General features: G+C 72.0%; 18 protein-coding genes. 7 read left to right on the top strand and 11 right to left on the bottom strand.

The features are described from left to right. Positions 1-45 precede the first annotated feature (45 nt). Positions 46-639 (top strand): hemerythrin domain-containing protein, encoded by a 594-nt coding sequence (locus LRS10_RS13280; RefSeq protein ID WP_257837686.1) that lies wholly within the window; start codon positions 46-48, stop codon positions 637-639. A gap of 55 nt (positions 640-694) precedes the next feature. Here LRS10_RS13280 and LRS10_RS13275 read toward each other — a convergent pair whose 3' ends face one another. Beyond that, positions 695-1,072, bottom strand: coding sequence for a VOC family protein (locus LRS10_RS13275; RefSeq protein WP_257837685.1), 378 nt, complete (start codon positions 1,070-1,072; stop codon positions 695-697). A 152-nt stretch (positions 1,073-1,224) separates the two neighbouring features. Here LRS10_RS13275 and LRS10_RS13270 point away from each other — a divergent pair, with 152 nt between their 5' ends. Continuing rightward, positions 1,225-2,850, top strand: a complete 1,626-nt coding sequence (locus LRS10_RS13270; RefSeq protein ID WP_257837684.1) for a carboxylesterase/lipase family protein — start codon at positions 1,225-1,227, stop codon at positions 2,848-2,850. 336 nt (positions 2,851-3,186) lie between these two features. On the opposite strand, the gene LRS10_RS13265 is transcribed toward LRS10_RS13270, so the two are convergent. Continuing rightward, entirely contained in the window at positions 3,187-3,498 is a 312-nt protein-coding gene (locus tag LRS10_RS13265; protein WP_257837683.1) for a hypothetical protein, read from the bottom strand. Between the two features lies 1 nt (position 3,499). Between LRS10_RS13265 and LRS10_RS13260 the strand changes: the two genes are divergently transcribed. Further along, a complete protein-coding gene (locus LRS10_RS13260) occupies positions 3,500-5,194 on the top strand; it encodes a PAS domain-containing protein (protein WP_257837682.1) in 1,695 nt (564 codons plus the stop codon). A 134-nt stretch (positions 5,195-5,328) separates the two neighbouring features. After that, complete coding sequence (locus LRS10_RS13255) at positions 5,329-5,721, top strand: response regulator (RefSeq protein WP_257837681.1); 393 nt, start codon at positions 5,329-5,331, stop codon at positions 5,719-5,721. Between the two features lie 24 nt (positions 5,722-5,745). Here the strand turns inward: LRS10_RS13255 and LRS10_RS13250 are convergent, their stop codons facing one another. Together LRS10_RS13250 and LRS10_RS13245 are read right to left on the bottom strand one after the other, a co-directional pair. Further along, complete coding sequence (locus LRS10_RS13250; RefSeq protein ID WP_257837680.1) at positions 5,746-6,423, bottom strand: nitroreductase; 678 nt, start codon at positions 6,421-6,423, stop codon at positions 5,746-5,748. 539 nt (positions 6,424-6,962) lie between these two features. Then, complete coding sequence (locus LRS10_RS13245; RefSeq protein WP_257837679.1) at positions 6,963-8,846, bottom strand: TonB-dependent receptor; 1,884 nt, start codon at positions 8,844-8,846, stop codon at positions 6,963-6,965. A 77-nt stretch (positions 8,847-8,923) separates the two neighbouring features. Here LRS10_RS13245 and LRS10_RS13240 point away from each other — a divergent pair, with 77 nt between their 5' ends. Beyond that, on the top strand, positions 8,924-9,226 hold the full coding sequence (locus tag LRS10_RS13240; protein ID WP_257837678.1) for a hypothetical protein: 303 nt from the start codon (positions 8,924-8,926) through the stop codon (positions 9,224-9,226). 165 nt (positions 9,227-9,391) lie between these two features. Here LRS10_RS13240 and LRS10_RS13235 read toward each other — a convergent pair whose 3' ends face one another. From LRS10_RS13235 to LRS10_RS13215, 5 genes are all read right to left on the bottom strand, one after another. After that, positions 9,392-10,369 carry a FecR domain-containing protein gene (locus tag LRS10_RS13235; RefSeq protein WP_257837677.1) on the bottom strand — a complete coding sequence of 326 codons (978 nt, stop codon included), beginning with the start codon at positions 10,367-10,369 and terminating at the stop codon, positions 9,392-9,394. Positions 10,370-10,430: 61 nt separating this feature from the next. Further along, a complete protein-coding gene (locus tag LRS10_RS13230; protein WP_257839163.1) occupies positions 10,431-10,931 on the bottom strand; it encodes an RNA polymerase sigma factor in 501 nt (166 codons plus the stop codon). A gap of 122 nt (positions 10,932-11,053) precedes the next feature. Further along, on the bottom strand, positions 11,054-11,278 hold the full coding sequence (locus LRS10_RS13225) for a DUF4287 domain-containing protein (RefSeq protein WP_257837676.1): 225 nt from the start codon (positions 11,276-11,278) through the stop codon (positions 11,054-11,056). 93 nt (positions 11,279-11,371) lie between these two features. Then, the gene (locus LRS10_RS13220) at positions 11,372-11,518 is read right to left on the bottom strand and encodes a hypothetical protein (protein ID WP_257837675.1); all 147 of its coding nucleotides are present in this window, start codon (positions 11,516-11,518) and stop codon (positions 11,372-11,374) included. Between the two features lie 201 nt (positions 11,519-11,719). After that, positions 11,720-11,944: a hypothetical protein gene (locus tag LRS10_RS13215; RefSeq protein ID WP_257837674.1), complete on the bottom strand. Its 225-nt coding sequence runs from the start codon at positions 11,942-11,944 to the stop codon at positions 11,720-11,722. A gap of 106 nt (positions 11,945-12,050) precedes the next feature. On the opposite strand from LRS10_RS13215, the gene LRS10_RS13210 reads away from it, so the two are divergent. Together LRS10_RS13210 and LRS10_RS13205 are read left to right on the top strand one after the other, a co-directional pair. After that, positions 12,051-12,824 carry an SDR family NAD(P)-dependent oxidoreductase gene (locus tag LRS10_RS13210; protein ID WP_257837673.1) on the top strand — a complete coding sequence of 258 codons (774 nt, stop codon included), beginning with the start codon at positions 12,051-12,053 and terminating at the stop codon, positions 12,822-12,824. A 203-nt stretch (positions 12,825-13,027) separates the two neighbouring features. Beyond that, a complete protein-coding gene (locus LRS10_RS13205; protein ID WP_257837672.1) occupies positions 13,028-13,438 on the top strand; it encodes an NUDIX domain-containing protein in 411 nt (136 codons plus the stop codon). A gap of 16 nt (positions 13,439-13,454) precedes the next feature. Here the strand turns inward: LRS10_RS13205 and LRS10_RS13200 are convergent, their stop codons facing one another. Continuing rightward, entirely contained in the window at positions 13,455-15,071 is a 1,617-nt protein-coding gene (locus LRS10_RS13200) for an FAD-dependent oxidoreductase (RefSeq protein ID WP_257837671.1), read from the bottom strand. Next, complete coding sequence (locus tag LRS10_RS13195; RefSeq protein ID WP_257837670.1) at positions 15,056-15,841, bottom strand: hypothetical protein; 786 nt, start codon at positions 15,839-15,841, stop codon at positions 15,056-15,058. The genes LRS10_RS13200 and LRS10_RS13195 overlap by 16 nt, the downstream gene beginning before the upstream one ends. Positions 15,842-15,924 lie beyond the last annotated feature (83 nt).

The following is a 15,924-nucleotide window of genomic DNA, read 5'->3' as shown; positions in this document are numbered from 1 at the left end:
GCCGCCCGATCGGCGGGCGCGCGTCGTCCTTCGAGGGAGTTCCAGATGTCGATCATCGACAAGGCCCTGGGGGCGATCACGCCTCCGGAGAGCGACGAGAAGCGCGCCGAAGCCACCGCCAGGGCCCGGGCCGCCGCCCAGGGCGACGACTGGCTCAGCCTGGCGCTCGACCATCACGATCTGATCCGCGCCGCCTTCGAGGCCTGCCGCACGGCGACGCAGGCGCACGCCCGCGTCGAGGCCATGGAACATCTGGGCCGCCTGCTCGCCGGCCACTCCATCGCCGAGGAGGTCGTGCTCTACCCGGCGCTCGCCAAGGCCGGCGAGAAGACGCACGCCGGCATGGCCTACACCGAGCAGACCACGGCCAAGATGCAGATGGCCGAACTCGAGCGGATCGACCCCGCCACCCCGGAATGGGCCGACAAGCTGGAGCACCTCCGTGGCGCCGTCCTGCACCACATCTTCGAGGAAGAGGGCTCCTGGTTCCTCAAGATCAAGGCCGAGTACGACGACCAGGCCCACCTGACCCGACGGTTCCGCGAGGAGGCCGAGCGCCACGTGGAAACCGCCGTGCGACCGGCGGAAAGCCGCAGCTTCGCCGCCGGCCAGGCCGTTTCGCCCGACGGCATCCACTAGGGCTCCGTCCCGCGCCCGTCCCCCGCGGGCGCGGATCCCTCGAGAGGCTTGCCCCTCAGGCCTGCGCCAGGCTCAGCACGTTGCCGTCGGGATCGGCGAACCAGGCCACCTTCGCGTCCCCGTCCGGAGCGGTCCAGATGCCTGCCGCGTCCTGCCCCATCCCCTCGTAGATGCTGAAGGCTACGCCCTGCGCGCTCAGGCGTCGCACCGCCGCCTCGATGTCGGCGACGTTCCAGCCGAACACCGGATGCGGACCGGCCTTGTAGTCCGGCAACGCCGTCAGCCGGATCAGCCCACCGTCCACGGCGAGGAAGTCCCCGAACGCGTCGGAGCTTCGCACGGCGAGCCCCAGCGTGCCGGTGTAGAACGCGAGCGCCCGCTCGCGCTCGCTCACATTGATGAAGCTGACGGGTACGCCGGAAACCTGCGCCATGTGGTGCCCCCTCGCCCTGCCTGGACGGCGTAGCTTGGCGCCGATCGGCGCGCGCGCCAATGCGGCGTCCGTCGCTCCTCGCATCCCGCCCGCTTGCACGTTTTCGAAACTTCGGTACGAGTCCGCGGAACGATGATCCGGGGGAGTCGCCGATGACCTTGTTCCAGCCCAACCGCCGCGCCCTGCTTGGCGCCGCAGGCGCGTCCTTCTTCATGGCCGGGGTCGCCCGCGGCGCAACCACCGACATCTTCCCGATCGTCGAGACCCGCGCCGGCAAGCTCCGCGGTCTGGTGTCCGGCGGGATCAAGGTGTTCAAGGGCGTGCCCTACGGCGCCGACACCTCGGGGCGGAACCGCTTCCGGCCGCCCCAGCCGGTGAAGCCCTGGGCGGGCGTCCGCGACGCCCTCGACTACGGCCAGATCCCGCCCCAGACGCCTGGCGACCGCCGCGCCGACTACGCCAACCTCATCTACCTCGACATCCAGCCGGGCGGGATGGGCGAGGACTGCCTGAACCTCAACATCTGGACGCCGGACCTGACGCGCACCGCCCGCAAGCCGGTGATCGTCCGCTTCCACGGCGGCGGCTTCTATGGCGGCTCGTCCAACTCGCCCGGCATGGACGGCGAGATGATGGCCCGCTTCGCCGACTGCGTGGTGGTCTCGGTCAACCAGCGCCTCAGCGCCTTCGGCTTCCTGCATCTCGCCGACTCCGGCGCCCCGGCCGAGTTCGCCCAGTCGGGCGTCGCCGGCCTGTCCGACCTCGCCGCGGCCCTGGCCTGGGTGCGCGACAACATCGAGGCGTTCGGCGGCGATCCCGGCAAGGTCATGATCATGGGCCAGTCGGGCGGCGGGGCGAAGGTCAGCGCGATGATGGCGATGCCCGCCGCCAAGGGCCTCTTCCACCGCGCGGTCCAGCAGAGCGGCGCGATGATCCGCGTGGCGCCCCGGGAACGGGCGAAACAGACGACCGACGCCTTCTTGAAGACGCTGAACCTCGGCGGCGGCGACATCCGCAAGCTGCAGGCCGTCCCCTTCTACGACCTGCTCTCGGCCCAGGCCGACATGGAGGCCTCGGCCCGCATTCGCGGCGAGGCGCCCGGCTCCTTCACCCCGGTGCTCGACGGCGTCGCCCTGCCGCGTCACCCGTTCGATCCCGATGCGCCGGCGATCAGCGCCGACGTGCCGATGATCGTCTCGACCACGCTCGACGAGCGCAGCTACCGCCAGCGCGACTTCGACCAGACGTGGGACGGGGTGAAGGCGATGCTCAAGCCGCGGGTCGGCGCCGACGCCGACGCCGTCCTCGACCGCTACCGCCAGGAGGACCCGGCGGCCTCGCCCTACCTGATCCAGGCGAGGATCATCAGCGACCAGGGCCGCGGCGCCAGCTTCGCCATGGCCGAGCGCAAGGCGGCGCAGGCCGCTCAGGGCGGCGCGCCGGTCTGGGTCTATCTGTGGAAGTCGCCGAGCCCCGCGTGGGGCGGCCGCTACGGGGCGACCCACGGCGTCGACGTCGGTCCCAGCGCCCGCGAGATCCGCGGCGCGCTGCAAGGCCCGGAAGCCAACAACATGCGCCTGGCCGACGAACTTTCGTCAGCGCTCGCCGCCTTCGTGAAGACCGGCGACCCGAACACCCCGAAGCTCCCGGCGTGGGCGCCCTACGACCGGGCCCGCCGCACGACCATGGTGTTCGACAACCCGCGCTCGCACGCGGAAGCCGACTATCGCGCCGACTTCCGTGCGCTCTGGCTCAGGTACCCGGGTCCGGCCGCCTAGCGCTGACCCGGCTCCACCGGACGCTCGCTGGCGCCCGGCACGCCCGCCGAGCCGCCGGCGGTGCCGACCGGCGGCGTCGGCGCCACCGCCGGGGCCGAACCGTCGGCCGGGACCGTGCCCGTCGCGCCGGCGTCCGGGGCGGTCAGGGAGGCGGTCCGCTTCGCGGGTCGTCGAGGTGTCCGGCATCGCAGCGGCCACGTCCGAGCCCTGCGGGGCCGTGCCCGTGGCGCGCTCGCCGCAGGCGGCCAGGCCCAGGCCCAGCGTCAGGACGGCGGCGATGGCGATCGGAGCGGTCTTGGTCATGGAAGGTTCCTCATCCCGTGTCGGTTCGGAGCCTCAAACGCGCCGCCGGCCAAGCCGCTCCACGAAGCAAAACGGCGGCCCCGGCGACTTCGCCCTTGCAGCGCATGCGATGCGGGGGCGTTGTGGTCCGGGATGGCCGATCACAGCGAACTCATCCGGCGCCAACGCGCCCTCGCCGACTTCGGCGACTTCGTGCTGGACCACGACGACCTCGATGAGATCCTGAACGAGGGGTGTCGGATCATCGCCGAGGCGCTCGACGTCGACCTCGCCAAGGTCATCGAGATCGAGCGGAGCTCCAACACCGGGGTTGTCCGGGCGGGGATCGGCTGGCGCCCCCGGCATCGTGGGCCGCGAACGCATCGACCTGAGCGAGCGGTCGTCCGAAGCCTATGCGATCGAGCGGACCGAACCGGTCATCACCAACGACATCGCCCTCGAGACGCGGTTCGTCTTCCCCCCGTTCCTGGTGGAGCACGGCGTCATCGCGCTGGTGAACGTCCCGATCCTGCTGCCGGGCCGTACGCCCTTCGGCGTCCTGCAGGTCGACGCCCGCCGGGTGCGGACGTTCGACCGGGAGGACATCGCGTTCCTGAAGACCTATGCGATGACCCTGGGCCCGGTCATCGACCGCCTGAAGACCGTCGCCGAACTGCGCGCCACCGACGAGCGCCTGCGCCTCTTCGTCGAGAACGCCCGCGCCTATGTGCTGATCGTCAGCGACGCGGAGGACCGCATCACCGACTGGCTCGGCGGCTCGCAGGAAATCCTCGGCTGGTCGGCCGCCGAGGTCATGGGACAGCGGACCGACCTGATTTTCACAGACGAGGACCGCGCCGCCGGCATTCCCGAGCGCGAACTGTCCGGCGCGCGCGAGCACGGGGCGGCGGCGAACGTCCGCTGGCATCGGCGCAAGGACGGCAGCGCCGTGTTCCTCGACGGCCAGACCATCGCGCTGAAGGATCCGCGGGAGGGGCTGCGCGGCTATCTCAAGATCGGCCGCGACGTCACCGAGGACAAGCTCGGCCAGCAGCGGCTGGAGGAGAGCGAGGAGCGGCTGAGCAGCGCGATCGAGGTCGGTCAGCTCGGCCTATGGGACTGGAACGTGCGCACCGGCGAGGTCCATTGGTCGGACGGCCACTTCCGGATGCAGGGCTACGTCGTCGGCGAGGTGACCCCCAGCTACGAGGCCTGGGCCTCCCGACTCCATCCCGAGGACCGCGCGGCCACCGAGGCGGCGCTGCAGGCGGCGATGGACAGCCGCACCGAATACGCCCGCGAGTTCCGCACGGTCCGTCCCGACGGCGAGGTCCGCTGGCACTACGCGCGCGGCCGCTTCTCCTACGACGAACACGGCCGGCCGGTCCGGATGGTGGGGGCGATGGTCGACATCACCGAGCGCCGCCAGTGGGAAGAGATCCAGAAGGTGCTGGTCGCCGAGCTGCAGCACCGCACGCGGAACCTCATCGGCATCATCCGCTCGCTGGCCGACCGGACGGCCCGGGCGAGCACCGACCTGCCGGACTTCTCCGCCCGTTTCGCCGACCGCATGGACGCGCTCGCCCGCGTGCAGGGCCTCCTGTCGCGCCTGGGCGAGCAGGACCGGGTCACCTTCGACGAACTGATCCACCTGGAACTGTCGGCCGTGGGCGGCCAGCCCGAGCGCATGCGGCTGGAAGGGCCCAAGGGCATTCGGCTGCGCTCATCGACCGTGCAGACCCTCGCCATGGCGCTTCACGAGCTGGCCACCAACGCCATGAAGTACGGCGCGCTGCGGCAGCCGCAGGCGCATCTGCAGGTGACCTGGTCGTTCGAGGCCGAGGGTCCGGGCGGCAAGCCCTGGCTGCATATCGACTGGCGCGAAACCGGGGTCGAGGTTCCGGCCGCCGGCGCGCCGCGCGCGGGCCAGGGGCGCGAGCTCATCGAGCAGGCCCTGCCCTACCAGCTGGGCGCGAAGACCACCTACGCCCTGGACGCCGATGGCGTGCACTGCACGATCTCGACGCCGGTTTCGCTGCAGGGCCCGCCGCCTGCGGCCTGAACGCGGCGCCGCGCCGCAGCGAATTACATTGGTTTGCGGCCGGGCCTCCCATAAACTGGGTTCAGTTGGCGCCGAAACCGGCTGCGCCAGCCAGAGAGACAGAGTGTGCTCCCGCCCGTCGAGCAGGTGAGCCCATGTCTGTCCTTTCCCCCATGCCCGTCGTGCTGGCCGTCGATGACGAGGCGCTCGTCCTCGAGGTCATCCAGGCCGCGCTCGAGGATGGCGGCTACGGGGTCCGCACCGCCGCCAGCGCCTCGGAAGCGATCGCCATCCTCGAGATGGACCGGGCGCGCGATCTCCACGGCCTCGTCACCGACGTCAGGCTGAAGGGCGGCCGCAGCGGATGGGAGGTGGCCAGCCGCGCGCGCCAGCTGAACCCCAGCCTGCCCATCGTCTACGTCACCGGCGACAGCAGCCACGAGTGGGCGTCCAAGGGCGTGCCGCTCAGCGTCATCGTCACCAAGCCCTTCGCCCCGGCCCAGATCGTCGTCGCCCTGGCCTCGCTCGCCAACCAGGCCGACATCTGACGCCGCTGACCGGGCTCGGCGCCGCTAGTCGCCGAACCCGACGAAGGTCGTGGCCTCGGCCACGCTCTTGCGCTCCGAGACCACTGCATTGGCCGGGAAGCTGTCGTCGGGCCAGCCCAGCGCGATCGCCTTCATGATCACCTGGTCGTCGGCGATTCCGGCGTGCTCGCGCACCACCGGCGACTGCATGATCCCCTGGCTGTTGATCACGCAGCCCAGCCCCCGCGACCACGCCGCGTTGACCAGGCAGTTGGTCACCGCTCCGCAGTCGAAGGGCGTGTCGTCGCTGCTCGCGAGCACCTTGTCGTAGGTGATGATCACGCACACCGGCGCGTCGAACTGCCGGAAGCCGCGCAGCACCCAGTCCTGGCGCATGGCGGTGTCCTCACGCGCGATGCCCATGGCCGCGAACAGCTGCTTGGCGACGCCGATCTGCCGCTCCCGGTGGACGCCGGCGAAGGCCTCCCCGGTCCGGAACTCGCGGCTGTGCGGCACGCCCGCCAGGTTGCGCTCGGTGTTGCCGGCCCGGATGCGGTCCAGCGGCTCGCCGGTGACGACGTAGAAGTTCCAGGGCTGGGTGTTCATCGACGACGGCGCCCGCATCGCCAGCGTCAGGATCTCCTCGATCAGCGCCCTCGGCACGGGGTCCGGCTTGTAGCCGCGGATGCTCCGGCGGCCGAGCACGACGTCGTCGAATTCCATGGATCCCCTCGAGGCGGTTCTTCGGTTCGGGCCGACACTGCCGCAGTTCCCTGGCGTGAGCCAACGCCGCGCGTGCGGGCGGCGCACTGGGATCGGGAACCGGAAAGAAAACGAGAGGCCCCGGCTGAGGGTGTGACGATCCTCGAACCGGGGCGATAGGTCTCGTGCCAGCGACTGGAGAGCCGACGCGGGGTCGATGTTCCCGCGCCCCGAGTTCGCCTGGGGCGCTTGGCGCGGCCCGAGCCGGCCGCCATCGACGGCGCCAGCCTAGCATTGCTGTGGATAAGGGCCAAACGGGATCGTCGGCCCGCGTCGCCGCAGGCCCGTCCAAGGGAGGCGCGGCCCTGACGCTCTCCCGCCAGGGCCGCCCTCAGCCGCCCGTCGCGTGACCGTGGGCTCGGAACGCACGCGACGTTTGACTGCTGCGCCGGTCAAAGGCGCATCCGATTGACGACCTGCGGACTTGTCACGGAGCCGTAGGTCGCGGGGAAGACGGCGCCGCGTGTCCCCAACCCTAGGTCGGGTCGAAAGATTTTCGTCTAGAACGCCGCGAAGAGGGTCGCGCCCACGGTGATGGGGCGCTGCGGGGTGATCTGGCGCGCCTGGGGGGCGGTGAACGGATTGCCGAACGAGAACGTGTCGCGGAACGGATCCAGGGTGTTGGTGACGAACACCTGCGCCCCGCGGCCGTCGCGGCTCAGCTCGGCCAGCAGCCGCGTCTGGGTGAATCCGCCGGTCTTCGGCAGGCGCGGGTCGAACGAAACCCGCGACAGGCCCACATAGATCGCCTGGCCGACGATCCGTCCCGTCCAGTCGCCGAACACCGGGCGCTCGTAGCTCAGCAGCGCGCCCCCCGACACCGGCGGCGCGCCCGGCAGGGTCTTGGCCAGGATCGGGATGAACTCGAGGTTGGCGTTGGCCGTCCGGGTGCGGGTGACCCGCCCGTTCAGCTGCGCCAGGAAGCCGTTGTCGGTGCGCAGCGCGAACTCGGCCTCGAGGCCCAGGACGTGGGCGTCGCCGGCATTGGTGGTGTAGGGGATCCCGGATTCCCGGAACTGGTCGGTCTGGATGTCCTTCCAGACGTCGTAATAGACCGCCGAGCTCAGCGACAGCCGGCGCTGGAAGCGCTCCAGCTTCACGCCCATCTCGTAGTTGCGCAGCCGGTCGGAGGAGAAGGTCTCCTGCGCTTCGGGGGCCGGCAGCGTGCCGCCGGTGTTGACCCCGCCCGGCCGGAAGCCCTCGCTGATCACCGCATAGACCAGGTCGCCGTTCTCGAACTGCCGCTGCAGCGAGATCTTGGGCGAGAAGCCGGTGAACTGGTTGCTGCGGTCCAGGCTGCGCGGCGCGAACCGCTCGGAGGCCACGTCCGAGCGGATGCGCCGGTCGATGTGGTACAGCCGCCCGCCCACCGCCAGCGTCCAGCCCGGCGACGGCTCGTAGGCCAGTTCGGCATAGCCGGCGAACTCTCGGATCGTCTCGTGCCGCAGCTCGGAATAGACCGAGACGTTCGGCTGGCCGGTGTTCTGGGCCAGCAGTTCGCTCGGCGAGTTCAGCCGCGCCTCGGACGCGTAGAGCCCGGCCAGCCATTCCAGGCTCGAGGCCCCGCGCGACGTCAGCACCAGGTCCTGCACCAGCATCCGGGTGCGGGTGCGCTCGGAGTAGGCCGATGTTTCGGCGCGCGCCGTGTAGTTCTCCTGCACCGGGGTCGCGTCGAACAGGCTGCCGTAGGCGTGGCGCACGAAGCCGGTCGCCGACGTCAGCTCCGCATCGGCCCACGAATAGCGCACGACCCCGGTCAGCAGCTCGATGTCGTTGACGTGCGGCTCGGGGATCAGCACCGCCCGTTTCCGGCCGATGCCGCGGATCGTGTAGTGGGTGTCCTCCGAGCGCAGGTGCTGGGCCGCGCCGGTCAGGGTGATCGACAGCTCGTCCTTCGGCTGGGCCAGGAAGCTCAGCCGCGCCCCCTGGCGCTCGGTCCGGTCGACGTTGCTGCGGTTCTGGACCACGTCGTCGAGATAGCCGCCCTGCACCTCGTGGTAGGCCGACAGCCGCAGGCCGGCCATGTCGCCGACCAGCGGCAGGTTGACGTAGCCCTCCACCGCGCCGCTCGGCCCCCCGCCCCGCGTCGTGGCGCCGGTCGCCAGCGCCTCGGCCGACCATTGGCCCAGGTCCGGCTTGCGGGTGACGATGCGATAGACCCCGGCCATGGCACCGGCGCCGTACAGCGCCCCGTGCGGCCCGCGCGCCACCTCCACCCGCTCCACGTCCACCAGCCGGAAATCCGGGTCCGGGGCGTTGTAGTTCACCGGGATGTCGTCGAGGTAGGTGGCCACCGTCGTCCGCGCCCGGCCCGTGAAGACCCCGTCGGCCAGGCCGCGCAGCAGCAGCTTGTTGCGCCCGGGGCCCAGGTTGGTGGTCAGCACCCCCCGCCATCTGCGCCGCCGCGTCGCCCGGATCGCTGGCGCCGGTCTCGCGCAGCCGCCGCCGCGGGATGGCGGTGATGCCGACGGCCAGCTCCCGCGGGTCGGCCACCCGCTTGGTCGCGGTCACCAGCAGTTCGCCCACCGTCACCGGCGGGCCCGGGGCGGGCCGCGCGGCCTCGCCCTGGCGGGCCGGGGTGATCTCCAGCGCGCCCGGCGCGATCATCCGCCAGTTGCAGGGCGCCCCGGCCAGCAGCCGCGACAGGGCCTCTTCCACGGTCATGGCCCCGGCCAGGCGAACGCGCGAGACGCCCGGGCAGGCGGCCGCCCCGATCAGCGTCACGTTCGCCTGTTGCGCCAAGTCCAGCAGCGCCTCGGGATAGGGTTGCGGCTGGATGCGGAACCGGACGCGCGCGGGCGCGGCCGCGGCGGGGTCGCCGCCGCCCAGCGCCATCGCAACGCACGCGATGGCGGCTCCCCACTCCCGACGCCTATGGATGGTCAGCTCCGCCTCAGCCCGGATCGTCCGCCAGGGGACGAGCCCCCGGTCATTTCCGAAGCAGCAGCAGCCCCCGCTCGGAAGGTACCGATCTTACCGGGAGCATCAAGGACAGACGCGCGGCGACCGAGGCCTGGTCGTCCAGCACGATGACGCCCGTCACCGGCATCCGGGCCAGCGTCGGGTCGGTCACCTCGATCTGTTCGACGAATTCGCGGTTCAGGTCCGCCACCACCTCGGCCAGCGGCTCGCCCCGGTACACAAGGCGGCCCGAGCGCCAGTTCAGCGTCTCCTGCGGGTCCACGTCGCTCAGTTCGGCCGCACCCGTCCGGCGGATCGCCAGCCGCTGCCCCGGGGTTAGGACGAAGGCCTGGCCTCCCTGGACTGAGGCGACGGGCCGCACCTGCACGCGGCCTCGCGCGACCGTCACGGTCACGTCGCCGGCGCGGTTTCGCACGTCGAACTGGGTGCCCAGCACCCGCACCGCACGTCCCGACGCCTCGATGGTGAAGGGCCGCTTGGCGTCATGCGCCACGTCGAACACCGCCTGGCCGTCGCCCAGCTCCACCTCGCGGGCCCGGCGTCCGAAGCGCACCGTCAGTTGGCTCTCGGCGTTGAGGTCGACCACCGAGCCGTCGGCCAGGGTGATGCGCTCGTGCTGGCCCTTGCCCGTGGCGTAGGTCTGGACCGTCGGGGCGTCCAGCGTCGGGAGCACCGCCACCGCCGTCAGCCCGGCCGCGATCGCCATCCCGCCGCCGATCAGCCAGCGCCGGCTGGCTCCGGGCCGCCGCGCGGCGCGGCGCGTCTCGCGCGTGGCCTCGGCGGCCAGTTCGTCCAGCACCGCGGCTTCGCAGCCGTCGAACGCCTGCCAGGCGGCCAGGGCGGCGCGATAGGCCTCGGGGTGGTCGGGCGCGGCGGCCAGCCAGGCGTCGAACGCCAGCCCGTCCGCCTCGCTGACCTCGTCGCGTTGCAGACGCGCGAGCCAAGCGCTGGCCTGCGCCATCACCTCCTCGTTCCGCGTCGCCATGCTGGTCATCGGCAGAACAGACGGCGCCGCACCGTCCCACCCCTATGTCGCGCCGAAAACATCATGACCGCAGCCTCTGCGCCAGATGCTTGATGGCGGCGGCGATGTGCGCCTCGACCATCTTCACCGAGACGCCCATGACCTGGGCGGTCTGGGCCTGCGTCATGCCGTCCAGCTTGTGGAGACGGAACGCCCGGCCCATCTGCGGCGGCAGGCTGGCGACGGCGTCGGCCAGCAGCCGCACCCGCTCCTTGCCGATCACCACCTCGTCGGCCGGCGGATCGTGCGCCACGTCCTGGCCGTCCATCACGGTGCGGGTCTCCAGCCGCCACTCGGCGCTCCGGCGCGACGACCGCTGCACGCTGCGCGCATGATCCACCAGCAGGTTGGCCGCCATGCGGTAGAGCAGCGCCTCGGGCGCCCGCACCTCGGCCGTGGGGTCCAGTCCCGCAATCTTCAGATACAGGTCCTGCACCACGTCCTCGGCCGTGGCCATGTCGCGCGTCCGCGCCGCCACGAACAGGATCAGGGCCTCGCGGCGCTCGAAGAACGCGCGGACCAGCGGGCTCCCCCGTCCCCACTCTGCGACGGCCCAGGCGGCGCCACCGAACTCCCTTGGTCAGCCCGATGCTCTACACGGATCGGTCGTCAGGGCTCTAGGACGACGCCCGGCCCGAGGCAAGATCAGGCCTGATCTTCCGCCAGGTCCTCGGCCAGCGTGTGGGCCACGATGGCGTTGGCGTGCCCGTGGCCCATCCCGTGTTCGGTCTTCAGCATCGCGACGAGCGCCATATGCTTCGCCGGCTGGTGGCGGCGCACCAGCGCCTTCCATTCGGCGATCGGCCGGCCGTAGGTCTTCTCGATCGAGGGGAAGTAGGACGCCGGTCCCTTGATCTTCGCTTCGGCCACGGCGCGCTCCTTCCGATCATCCGCGAGGCTGGCCCCAAGGACGCGCCAGGCTCCGCCGATCCGACAAAGGCGGCGGCTTTTCCGGCGCCGGCCTCAGCGTTCGTCGTTGGCGGCGCCGCGGGCTTCTTCCTCGGCCATCGCCTCCCACTGGCGCGCCATTTCCAGCAATTGCTGCTTGTGCGCCGGCGGCATCCGCGCGGCGAGCTTGCGGCATTCCTGTGCGTTCCGGCGATAGTCCACGGGCCGCTTCATGGTCCGCACGCTAGCAAGAGCGAACGGCGTTCCGGGTTCCCGTATTTCTACGCGCTGAGGCCGAATCCAGGAACTGCGCGGCAAGCGGCGCCGTTGCCTCGGAGCGTTCGTCCCCCAACGAATGCGCTCTCCAGTCGCGTTAGGAGCCCCCGGCGCACGGGCCGGGGGCTCTTCGCTTTCGAAGAACCCTCAGGTCCGGGCGTCCGGATCCGATCCGTCGTCGGCCTCGGCCGCGCGGGCCCCCTGTCCGTTGTCCTGAGCCATGTTGTGATAGCGCATGGCCTCGTCGATCAGCTGGCCGCGCTCGCGCATGTTGGCGGCCTGCGCGGCTGCGCGCAGCAGGTCGTCGGCTCGTCGGCGGCAATCGTCAGGCGTCATCTGCGGGCACACGGTGAACGGCGTTCGGCCGATCATAACCCTTCAGACCGCACAGGGTTGCGTCCGCGGCGCCACACGTGTGGGACTTCTCTGACGCGGCGGCACATGTATTGGCTGCCTGCTGTTCGCATCGGAGGCGCGCATGGATCTCGGACTCGACGGCAAGGTCGTCTTCATCGCCGGCGCCAGCCGCGGCATCGGCCTGGGCATCCTGGAGGCCTGCCTGGCCGAGGGCGCCAAGGTGGCGATCACCGCTCGCGGCGCCGAGGCGCTGGAGGCCCAGCGCGCGCGGCTCGCCGGGACCTACGGCGACGACCGCCTGCTCGCCATCGCCGGCGACATGCGCGACACCCGGGTGATCGAGGACGCCGTCGCCCGCGCCGAGGACGAGCTCGGCCCGATCTTCGGCGCGGTCGCCAACGTCGGCCTGCATCCCTGCCCGCCCGGCTTCGAGGTCGACGACGAGACCTGGGACGCCGGCTTCTCGCAGAACCTCGACAGCGCCTGGCGGCTGGCCCGCGCCGCGCTCCGCCGCATGACCCCGCGCAAGGAGGGGTCGGTCCTGCTGATCAGCTCGATCGCGGGCCTCGGCGCGCTCGGCACGCCGCTGACCTACGGCGTCTCCAAATCGGCGATGAACCACCTGACCAAGGAGCTCGCCCGCATCGCCGGCGCCAGCGGCGTGCGCATCAACGCCATCGCGCCCGGCAACATCATCTTCCCCGGCGGCGAGTGGGAGGAGCGCGCCAACGGCCCGCGGGCCGAGAACTGGACCCGCTGGATCAACCGCGAGGTCCCCCTCAAGCGCTTCGGCCGCCCCGAGGAGATCGGCGCGGTCGCCGCCTTCCTGCTCTCCCCGCGCGCCAGCTTCATGACCGGCGCCGTGGTCCCGGTCGACGGCGGCCAGACGCGATAGGCGTCACGCCCCCCGCATCTCGCATCCCGCATCCCGCATCCCGGATCCGCCGGTAGCCCAGCAAGGTCAGCATCGCGCTCCGTGGGCGGAGATCATGCGCCTTGGCTCGCAGGGGCGTCCTCGTCCGGCCTTGACGCCGTCAAGCTCCAGAGGGGCGGCCGCGGCGGCTGGAAAGCCGGCGCCGACTCTGGGACCCTCGCCCGATGTCGTCTCCTGTCCCGAATGCCCCGCGCGTCGGCTGCGGCGTCGCCATTGTCCGCGACGGCGCGCTGTTGCTGATCCGTCGCGCGCGGTCCCCCGAGGCCGACTCCTGGAGCCTGCCGGGCGGCAAGGTCGACTTCGGCGAGCCCACCGAGGCCGCCGCCCGCCGCGAGGTCGCCGAGGAGCTGGGTCTGCAGCTCGGCCCGCTCGAGCTCCTCTGCCTCGTCGACCTCATTGTCTCCGAAGAGGCGGCGCACTGGGTGTCGCCGGTGTTCCTGGCCCGGACCTTCGACGGCGAGCCCGCCCTGCTCGAGCCCGAGAAGCACACGGGCCTCGGCTGGTTCGCCCTCGACGCCCTGCCCGCTCCCCTCGCGTCCTCCGCCCGGGAGGCGGCGCGGGCTTTGGGCGGCTGAGCCGCCGGTCGCCCGCCTAGGCCGCCGCCGTCCGCGCCAGGCGCCGCGCGATCTGGTCGCTGGTCCGCAGGGTCAGCGCGGCGATCGTCAGCGTCGGGTTGGCCCAGCCCGACGTCGGGAAGACGGAGCTGCCGACGACGTAGAGGTTCTCCACCCCGTGCACCCGACCGAACGCGTCGGTCACGCCCTGCCTGGGATCGTCCGACATCCGGGTCGTTCCCATGTGGTGGTAGCCGCCGATCGGGTGGGCGCTGATCAGCGGATCGGTGCGCCAGCCGTCGTAGGGCTCGTCCAGCCAGCGCGCGCGCTCCACCCGCCCGAAGCCGAGGCGGCGGAGTTCCGCGTCCAGCAGGGTCACCAGCCCGCCCACGCTGTCGCCGTCCAGCGGCGTGGTCCGCCAGTCCAGCGCCAGCCGCGGCACGCCCAGCGGGTCGCGCTGGCTGGTCAGCAGCACGCGGCTGGACGGGTTCGGCGCCTGCTCCGCCCGCACCAGCAGCGCGAGGTCGCGCAGGCCCAGCCGGTGGAGCAGCCATGGCCGGAGCGGATCGGTGCGCTGCTGCGCCCACTTCACCGCCGACTTGGTCGTCATCCATAGCGCGCGCCCGCCGCGCGAGGGCGCGATGTTGTGTTTCAGCCGCGAATAGGCCCGGACGCCCCAGTTCATCGCCGCGTCGGCCGGCTGGCGCGCGGCGATGGTCAGCGAGCTGTTCAGGATGCGGAGGTCCTGCTGCGCCCGGGCGCTCGGCTTCAGCAGGCCCGCGAGCTCCTGCGAGGCCGTCCGGTGCGTGCGCGAGAACGCTTTCAGCAGGTCCCAGGCGCGCGCGCCTACGACCCGTCCGCCGCGCGCGTGCGGGTGCTCCATGAAGTACCGGCCGACCTGATCGTGGCCGTTGCCGATACCTGCGCCGATCACCCGGTTGGAGGCCAGAAGCAGCCGGGGGTTCTCCAGCCCGCCGGCCGCCAGGATGAACATCTGCGCGTCCACGGCGAGGCCGCGGCCGGCGAGCGACCGGGCTCGAAGGCGCCGCACATGGCCCGCGTCGGCGTGGAGCTCGATCTCCGTCACCGTCGCATGGGTGACGATCCGGCAGCGCGGGTCGCGGACCAGGTCGGAGCAGGCGTCGAACACGAAGCGGTTGAACCGGCGGTCGAACGTCCAGACGCCGACCTCCAGCCGCGCGGCGTCGAAGGCCGGCGTCGGCGCGCCCGCGCGCCGCAGGTCGTCCGCGGTGGCGCCCTCGGGCGGCTCGCCGAAGATCGCCCGAGCCGGCCCGTAGTACCGGGCGAGTTCGGACCAGCGGATGGGCCAGCCGGAGTGGGGCACCCAGTCCCGCCGCTCCAGGTCGATGGGGTCCAGTTCGGCGATGCGGCCGCCCCAGATCGCCGTCGTGCCGCCGAAGAACCGCAGGCGTGCGTCCTCCAGGTCGTAATAGGCCTCGCCGACGTTCTGGCCGGCGTTCAGCGCCGCGGTCGAGCGCTCGTAGTCGAGCCCGCCGCTTTCGAGCAGCACGACCGAGAGCCCCTGTTCAAGCAGCCGTCGCGCCGCGGTGATCCCCGCCGCGCCGCCGCCGACGATGCACACGTCGGTCTTCAGTTCGGCAGGGCTGTCGGCGGCGTTCAGATCGATGTGCATGCCGCACAGCTAGGGTGTGACGCCGCCCGTTCCAACGCCCGCCGGCCTAGAGCCGGCCGTTTCCGCCGAGCGCGGCCACGTCTTCCAGAAGTTTCGACCGCGACCGTGACCCGCTGAGCACAAACGCCGCCCCGTCCCGCTGCCAGAACGCCACGGTCTCGTCCCCCTTCCGCGCCAGCTCGGGCCGCCGTGCGGCGGCCCGCCGCGACGGCGAACAGTTGCAGGCGGCGCTGGTCGCCGGTTTCCAGCACCAGGTTCACGCCCGGGCCGTCGTCGGTGGGGAAGACCTGAACGTTGCGGACGCGCCAGCCCTCCGGCGCCGCCGGCAGCTCCACGCCCAGCCGGTCGCGGATCTCGCCGACGTCCAGCTCGGCGGTCTCCGCCTGCGAGGCCATGCGCTCGCGCAGGTCCGCGGCCTGGCGGGACTCCGCCGCCTCCTCCACGTATTCCGGCGGCGCGCCGCCGTCGATCTCGCGCCAGCCATCGAGGTCGCGGTACTCCGCGGCCGCCCAGCCGGCGCCGGTGCCGAGGCAGGCGGCCAGGCCCAGCGCGAGGCTGGTCACGGCGAAGCCGCGCCGCCGCCTCGGGCGCTCGCGTCCGCGCAGGTGCATCTGCGTCATCACCCGCGCCGCCAGGTCGGGATTGCAGGCCAGCAGCCCCTCGACCTCCCGTCGCCGGCCGGACTCGAGGGCGTGGTGGACATAGGCGTGGAGGTCGGCGTCGGTGATCGTCAGCCGGGCGGGCCCCGCATCGTTCGCGGCCTCAGGCATCTCTCGCGTCCTCCAACCCACCCCACGTGGAGCCATCCTCCGCAGTCTACCCCCTTCCGTCGGGCGCGAGTAGGCGCGCGGAC

The sequence above is a fragment of the Phenylobacterium sp. J426 genome, assembly GCF_024699945.1.
Taxonomy (GTDB): domain Bacteria; phylum Pseudomonadota; class Alphaproteobacteria; order Caulobacterales; family Caulobacteraceae; genus Phenylobacterium.
This window is presented reverse-complemented; position numbering and strand designations above follow the sequence as displayed.

Bases quoted from the DNA above. Each gene is read 5' to 3' on its own strand.
- LRS10_RS13280 (WP_257837686.1), top strand. From the start codon at position 46: ATGTCGATCATCGACAAGGCCCTGGGGGCGATCACGCCTCCGGAGAGC.
- LRS10_RS13275 (WP_257837685.1), bottom strand. From the start codon at position 1,072: ATGGCGCAGGTTTCCGGCGTACCCGTCAGCTTCATCAATGTGAGCGAG.
- LRS10_RS13270 (WP_257837684.1), top strand. From the start codon at position 1,225: ATGACCTTGTTCCAGCCCAACCGCCGCGCCCTGCTTGGCGCCGCAGGC.
- LRS10_RS13265 (WP_257837683.1), bottom strand. From the start codon at position 3,498: ATGCCGGGGGCGCCAGCCGATCCCCGCCCGGACAACCCCGGTGTTGGA.
- LRS10_RS13255 (WP_257837681.1), top strand. From the start codon at position 5,329: ATGTCTGTCCTTTCCCCCATGCCCGTCGTGCTGGCCGTCGATGACGAG.
- LRS10_RS13250 (WP_257837680.1), bottom strand. From the start codon at position 6,423: ATGGAATTCGACGACGTCGTGCTCGGCCGCCGGAGCATCCGCGGCTAC.
- LRS10_RS13240 (WP_257837678.1), top strand. From the start codon at position 8,924: ATGCCGACGGCCAGCTCCCGCGGGTCGGCCACCCGCTTGGTCGCGGTC.
- LRS10_RS13235 (WP_257837677.1), bottom strand. From the start codon at position 10,369: ATGGCGACGCGGAACGAGGAGGTGATGGCGCAGGCCAGCGCTTGGCTC.
- LRS10_RS13215 (WP_257837674.1), bottom strand. From the start codon at position 11,944: ATGATCGGCCGAACGCCGTTCACCGTGTGCCCGCAGATGACGCCTGAC.
- LRS10_RS13210 (WP_257837673.1), top strand. From the start codon at position 12,051: ATGGATCTCGGACTCGACGGCAAGGTCGTCTTCATCGCCGGCGCCAGC.
- LRS10_RS13205 (WP_257837672.1), top strand. From the start codon at position 13,028: ATGTCGTCTCCTGTCCCGAATGCCCCGCGCGTCGGCTGCGGCGTCGCC.
- LRS10_RS13200 (WP_257837671.1), bottom strand. From the start codon at position 15,071: ATGCACATCGATCTGAACGCCGCCGACAGCCCTGCCGAACTGAAGACC.
- LRS10_RS13195 (WP_257837670.1), bottom strand. From the start codon at position 15,841: ATGCCTGAGGCCGCGAACGATGCGGGGCCCGCCCGGCTGACGATCACC.